Raw genomic sequence first — 245 nt, forward strand, 5'->3', positions numbered from 1 at the left:
GGGCCAGTCCTACAGTTCGGGGAGCCGCTCGGGGATGTCGCCCTCCCACTCCGGGCAACCCCGGCTGCCCCGGGGAAGTGTGCCGTCGATCAGCAGGTCCTCGAGAACGCGGTAGGCACTTTGCAGCGAGTCGCGGTGCAAATGCTCGTCGCTGGTGTGGGCCAGCAGCGGGTCGCCCGGACCGAAGTTCGACGCTGGCACGCCGCGCTGCGCGAAGAACGCTGCGTCGGTCCATCCCAGCTTCG

The 245-nt window shown here is 69.4% G+C and carries 1 protein-coding gene; it reads right to left on the minus strand.

Going from position 1 to position 245, the window contains the following annotated elements; translation table 11 throughout:
• Positions 1-9: 9 nt before the first annotated feature.
• Positions 10-245, minus strand: a 236-nt coding sequence (locus MFF21_RS23825; RefSeq protein ID WP_373325096.1) for a M20/M25/M40 family metallo-hydrolase, incomplete at its 5' end; no start/stop codon positions are given.

This window comes from Methylobacterium organophilum (genome assembly GCF_022179465.1).
Lineage (GTDB): Bacteria > Pseudomonadota > Alphaproteobacteria > Rhizobiales > Beijerinckiaceae > Methylobacterium > Methylobacterium organophilum.